A 1157-nucleotide genomic window follows, 5' to 3' on the forward strand; every position below is an offset into this window, starting at 1 on the left:
CGCCCTGCTCGAACAGGAACGCTGGCTGGATGTGCAATTGCAGGTGAAGATCGAAAGCGAATTCCTCAAGCGCGACCTCGCCGAACGCGAAGAGCGCGCCATTCGCCAGGCCGCGGAAACGCGCCAGCAACACCGCCGCCTCCAGGAAAACGCCAGCGCCCTGCTCCAGGCCCTCGACGCCAGGCCCGATGCCGCCAGCGCGGCACTCCGGCAAACCCTGCAAGCGCTGGCCAACGGCGCCCTCCGCGACGACGCGGAAGCCCTGCTCGCCCAAGGCTTCGCCGCCCTCGCCAGCGCCCCCGCCGAAGAACGCCTCAGCGCAGCCCAGCACGAACTCGCCCAGCGCCTGAAGACCGACGAAGCGCCCATCACCCTGGAACAGTGGCACGCCCGCCAGCAACAGGACGCCCCGCGCGAACAGCGCCTGGCGCGCATCGACCGGCACATCGCCGAACTGCAACTGCTGCAAGGCGAGGCCAGCGCCCAAGCGTTCCTCGAGCGACTGGCCCGCGCCGAAGCCGAACAGCGCCCGGAGCGCCGCAACCTGCTGCTCGACAGCCTGGTTCTCGACCTCGCCCAGGCCGCCCGCGAACACCAGCAGCAACGCCAGCGACTGGAACACCTGCAAGACCTCGCCAGCGAAGTCGCCGCCCTGGGCGCCGCCGAACACGCCGAACTGCTCCAGCGCGCCGCCGCCTGCCAGCCCGACAGCGATCCGCAGCAACTCGCCGAACTCACCGAGCGATGCAGCGCCATCCTCACCGCCCACCTCCAGCAACAGGCCGCCCTCGCCCGCCGCCAGGCCGTGCTCCAGGGCCTCGCCAGCCTCGGCTACGAAGTCCGCGAAGGCATGGCCACCGCCTGGGCGCAGACCGGCAGGGTCGTCCTGCGCAAACCCGCTACCCCCGGCTACGGCCTGGAAGTCGGCGGCAAGGCCGACAACGGCCGCCTGCAACTGCGCGCCGTCGCCCTCAACGCCAACCGCGACAGCCAGCGCGACCGCGACATCGAAACCCTCTGGTGCGGCGAATTCCAACGCCTCCAGGCCCTGCTCGCCGCCCAGGGCGGCGAACTCAGCGTGGAACGCGCGCTGGGAGTGGGGGAAGTGGCGTTGAAGGAGATTGGCGAGGAGGAGCAGCGGGAGATGGGGGTGGCGC

At 71.0% G+C, this 1157-nt stretch carries 1 protein-coding gene; it reads left to right on the top strand.

The features are described 5' to 3' along the window. Window positions 1-1157, top strand: a 1157-nt coding sequence (locus tag FFS27_RS33005) for a hypothetical protein (protein WP_137952570.1), incomplete at both ends; no start/stop codon positions are given.

Origin of the sequence: Pseudomonas sp. 2VD, from assembly GCF_005503585.1 — a bacterium.
GTDB lineage: Bacteria > Pseudomonadota > Gammaproteobacteria > Pseudomonadales > Pseudomonadaceae > Pseudomonas > Pseudomonas aeruginosa.